This is a genomic window from Bradyrhizobium sp. P2_E8, from assembly GCF_056403875.1.
Window position 1 is genome coordinate 1 of sequence record NZ_JBFUES010000636.1, and the last position, 4,514, is coordinate 4,514.

A 4,514-nucleotide genomic window follows, 5' to 3' on the forward strand; every position below is an offset into this window, starting at 1 on the left:
GTGTAGGTGCCATCGATCGGCACCATCACGATGTCGAGCCGCCCGATCTGGGCGAAATGGCTGTCGTCGAGCTTGTGGTGAAGGTGGCCGAGATGGCCGATGCAGAGGCCGGCGACCTCGAAGATGAAGATCGAATTGCCGTCGCGGATCATGTCGGTGCCGGCATCGTCGCCGAAATAGCGGCGGATGTCGGTGGTGACGTTGCGGATGAAGGTGTCGCCGATGCGCTCAGAGACGATGGCCGGCTTGCCGTCCTCGCTCCAGCCATGCAGCACATGGGGAATGCGCTTGTCGGGGAAGAGCGTGTAGTGGGTGCTGTGGGCCCGGTTCATGGTGGCCACATCGGGCAGCCGGCCGACCTGATAGGCGCCGCTATAGTCGGTCGCGATGCGCAAACCGCCGGGCGTGTCGATGGTGTAGGTGGAATGACCGGCATAGGTGATCTCGACCTCCGCGGCTGCGGTCGCCTGCCTGAAGGCGACCGACATGACCCGCGGCGCGGCATTGGCCATCGCCAGGCATTCGCTGCGTTGGGGCTGCTGCTGGGCGAGGGCAGGCGAGAGCAATGCGCCGAACAACGCCAGAGCCGCCGAAACTAGTCGCCGCATATCCGTCCCCAATGACTTCAGGGGAAAGTCTAGCGTGCAATGCAGCGCGGGGCCAATGGGCTGCGATCAATAGCGCGTCAGTGTCGCACCCTCACTCCCGCCGCGGGCTGAATTTCCAGGTGATGGCGACGAGGCTCGCGGTGATCAGGCCGCTGACGAGGCCGGCAAGGGGCATCGCGAGCAGCAGCGCGGCGGTCGCGGCCCAGCCGATCGAGGAGAAGGCTTCGGCGAAGGTCGCAAGCCGCGAGGAGGTCTGGCGGCGGCGGAATTGGCTGCGCCGGGCCTGTACCCGGAACCAGAGCTGGATCGCGGTCGCGGAGGCCGCGCCGATGATGATCGCACCGGCACTGACCGCAGCCTGGATCGGCGAGGCAAATGTCAGCGCCGCGACCAGCGGGCAGAAGATGACCGCGATCGCGATCAGCACCACCTCGATCTTGGCGCGGATGACGCTGGACGGCGTCAGCGGCGCGGTCGCGACCAGGTCGGGGGCGTCCTCGCCCGAGATCGTCAGCCAGGCCAGCCCGCCGGCGAGCTGTCCCGCCGCCATCACGATCACGGGCGTGATCAGCGTCAGTGCGGCAGAGCTGTCGGCGAAGCTGCGCCAGAGCAGCAGTGCCGGCGGCACCAGATAGAGCAGCTGCATCAGGGTCTGCGAGATCAGCCAGGGATCGCGCCAGAGCAGCGAAAATTCCTTGCGGCGCAGCGCCTGCTGCCGCGATCCGCCGCGGAACGGCCGATGCTTCGCGCGTCGGCGGCCGGATGTGCCGTAAGCCGCGGCGTCGATCGCGGTGTCGGCAAAGCGCCCCGAGAAGATCGCCATGACGCTGCCCAGCAGCACCAGCCCGAGTGCGAGAAGCAGCAGCAGTGCCTCGCTGTCGCCCATGACTGCCCGCGCCGGCCACCACCAGATACTGTCGAGGTCGGGGGCGTGCTCGGCGAAGCTGCCGGAGGTCAGGATGGTGATGCGCGACAGCGTGCCATAGGACATGATCGCGGCGACCTGGAGCGCGATCACGAAGCCGGCGCCGATGATGGCGGCGAGGATCTGCGCCACGAAGCGCGTCCGCGCCGGGCCGATCAGGCGGAACAGCAGGATTGTGACGGCGATCGCGATCGCCGCGGCCGACAGTCCCATCGCGACGACGACGCCGAACGCCGCAAGCCAGCGCGGTCCACCGCCGATCACCAGCACGTCGATGAAGGGTGTCGAGAACAACAGCGCCAGCACCGTGACGGCGAGCGCGATTGCGGCGATGCGCACCGAGAACAGGTTCGCCAGCGTCGCCGGCGAGGACATGATCAGATCGAGATCGGCGCGGGCATAAAACACCCGCGTCACCGATTCGATCGCCTGCGACAGCATCAAGGTCCAGGCCAGAAAGATCGTCGCCGTGATCACGATCAGCGAGGATTTGTCGAGCGGCAGTTGCAGGTCGCCGAGGTGGCCGATCACGGCCCAGGCCGGCACGTGCAGGAGCGCTGCGAAGAGAAGCAGGCCGATAACGGCGGCGCGCGTCCGCTTGCGCCGGCCGCCGGTCATCATGGCGAGCCATTCGCGCCAGGCGAGCCGGAGCTCGTGGCGGGCAAACCAGGACAGCGCAGTCGCCGAACTCATGCGGCTTCCTGGAGCGTCACCAGTGCGATGAAGAGATCTTCGAGGCTGGTGTCGGCATGGCCGTTCTGCTGGCGCAGCTCGGTGAGCGTGCCTTCGGCGACCAGGCGGCCCGAGGCGATTACGCCGATGCGGTCGGCCATGCGCTCGGCAACCTCGAGAATATGCGTGGTCATGATCACTGTGCAGCCGGCGCGGACGCGCTCGCTCAGCAGGCCCTTCACGTGGCGGGCGGAGACGGCATCCAGCCCGGTGAGCGGCTCGTCGAGGATGATGAGGCGGGGATCGTGAACCAGCGCGCCGGCCAGCGCCACCTTCTGGCGCATGCCCCTGGAAAAGCCCTCGCAGCGTTCGTGCCGGTGTGCCTCGAGCCCAAGCGAGCCGAGCAGCCCCTCGGCGACCGGTTCCGAGACGGATGGCGCGATGCCCCAGAGCCCGGCGACGAATTCGAGGTACTCCAGCGGCGTCAGCTTGTCGTAGATCATGGGCTCGTCGGAGACCCACGCCATCACCTGCTTGGCGGCGACCGGATTTTGGAGCGCATCGATGCCGAAGATCGAGACCGCGCCGGCGTCGGGCCGCAAGAGGCCCGCAACCATGCGCAACGTGGTGGTCTTGCCGGCGCCGTTGGGGCCGACCAGGGCGTAGAATTCACCGGCGTGAATTGTGAGGTCGAGGCCATCGACCGCCAGACGGTCAAAACGCTTCGTTAACCCTCGGACTTCGAGCGCCGAGCTGTCCGGCTTCATGACGGCCATACCATCCGGTTTTGCATCGCCCGCGACCATGACCTGAAGATGTTTCGGCACGGTGAATCGCATTACCGCAAATCCCGTCATCCGTCTTGGACTAAAGGCAAGTCACCGTTTGTTGACAGCGCTTGGCGGTTCAGGCTGAATTGGCACCGGGACAAATGGCGCTAACGCAGCGAAACGACTGCGTAGCGACTGGACACAAGATGCGACGAGGCGATCGAAGAACCGCCGGTTGCGTCAGGAGGAAGCGCGGCGATGCTGGATTTCGTTCAGCAGCTGGTCAGCGGTGTTGCGCTCGGCTGCGTCTACGGCCTGATCGCGCTCGGCTTCGTGCTGGTCTACAAGGCGACCGAGGTCGTCAATTTCGCCCAGGGCGATCTGATGATGCTGGGCGGCTTCTTCGCCTTCACCTTCATCGGCATGATGGGCCTTAACTACTGGATCGGCTTCGCCGGTGCGGTGGCCGCGATGGCACTGTTCGGCATGCTGGCCGAACGCGTGGTGGTGCGACCGATCCTCGGCTATCCGCAATTCTCCATCATCATGGCGACCATCGGGCTCGGCTACTTCCTGCGCTCGATCGCCGGCATGATCTGGGGCACCGACGATCTGAAGATCGAGACGCCGTTCAGCCAGGGCGTGCTCCGGATCGGCTCGCTGGTGCTCGCCTATGACAAGCTCTCGGTGATCGCGGCGACRATGATCCTGTGCACGCTGCTCTGGCTGTTCTTCAACAAGACGACGCTCGGCACCGCGATGCGCGCCAGTTCCGAGAACATGCTGGCGGCCTATTACATGGGCATTCCGGTCAAGCGCGTGGTGTCGATCGTCTGGGCGATCAGCGCGGCAGTCGCGACCTGCGCCGGCGTGCTGCTGGCGCCGATCACCTTCATCCACTCCAATGTCGGCCTCGTGCTCGGCCTCAAGGCATTCCCCGCCGCTGTCCTCGGCGGCTTCGGCTCGATCCCCGGCGCGGTGGTCGGCGGCGTCCTGATCGGCGTGATCGAGAGCATGGCCGGCTTCTATCTGGCCGAGGGCTGGAAGGACGCCGCGCCCTACATCGTGTTGCTCGCCGTGCTCTTGCTCAAGCCCGAAGGCCTGTTCGGCCTTCACGTCCGCAAGAAGGTCTGAACGCCATGCGCTTCCTGTTCAAGACCGACTACGAGGACGACATCAAGCTGTTCCCGCATTCGGGCTATTTCGTCTCCTACGGCATCCTGCTCGCGCTGCTGCTGATCGCGCCTTTCGTGCTCTCCAGCTATCTGATGAGCCAGCTCGTCTTCGTCTGCATCTATGCAACTGTCGGCGTGGCGCTGCTGATCCTGACCGGGTTCACCGGCCAGGCCTCGCTCGGGCACGCGGCGTTCCTCGCGATCGGCGCCTACACGGCGGCCTATCTGCAGAAATACAACGTTCCGTTCCCGGTCTACTTCCTCGCCGCAGGTCTTCTGACCGGCTGCATCGGCGCGATGGTCGGCTTTCCCGCGCTGCGGCTCCAGGGCATCTATCTCGTCATCGCCACCATCTCCTTTGCCC

The 4,514-nt window shown here is 65.7% G+C and carries 5 protein-coding genes; 2 read left to right on the top strand and 3 right to left on the bottom strand.

Annotation, left to right across the window (positions count from 1 at the left end):
* The 3 genes from AC1D00_RS28425 to AC1D00_RS28435 all read right to left on the bottom strand — a co-directional run.
* Positions 1–608: MBL fold metallo-hydrolase (locus AC1D00_RS28425; protein ID WP_477012944.1), on the bottom strand; the 608-nt coding region annotated here is incomplete at its 3' end.
* A gap of 91 nt (positions 609–699) precedes the next feature.
* Complete coding sequence (locus tag AC1D00_RS28430) at positions 700–2,226, bottom strand: permease (RefSeq protein WP_477012945.1); 1,527 nt, start codon at positions 2,224–2,226, stop codon at positions 700–702.
* Positions 2,223–2,972 (bottom strand): ABC transporter ATP-binding protein, encoded by a 750-nt coding sequence (locus tag AC1D00_RS28435; RefSeq protein ID WP_477012947.1) that lies wholly within the window; start codon positions 2,970–2,972, stop codon positions 2,223–2,225. The genes AC1D00_RS28430 and AC1D00_RS28435 overlap by 4 nt, the downstream gene beginning before the upstream one ends.
* Before the next feature lie 261 nt (positions 2,973–3,233).
* Here AC1D00_RS28435 and AC1D00_RS28440 point away from each other — a divergent pair, with 261 nt between their 5' ends.
* Complete coding sequence (locus AC1D00_RS28440; protein ID WP_025575149.1) at positions 3,234–4,109, top strand: branched-chain amino acid ABC transporter permease; 876 nt, start codon at positions 3,234–3,236, stop codon at positions 4,107–4,109.
* Between the two features lie 5 nt (positions 4,110–4,114).
* Positions 4,115–4,514: branched-chain amino acid ABC transporter permease (locus AC1D00_RS28445; RefSeq protein WP_477012946.1), on the top strand; the 400-nt coding region annotated here is incomplete at its 3' end.

What these genes read in the sequence shown, in the direction of transcription:
- AC1D00_RS28430 (WP_477012945.1), bottom strand. Translation starts at nt 2,226, where the DNA reads ATGAGTTCGGCGACTGCGCTGTCCTGGTTTGCCCGCCACGAGCTCCGG.
- AC1D00_RS28435 (WP_477012947.1), bottom strand. Translation starts at nt 2,972, where the DNA reads ATGAAGCCGGACAGCTCGGCGCTCGAAGTCCGAGGGTTAACGAAGCGT.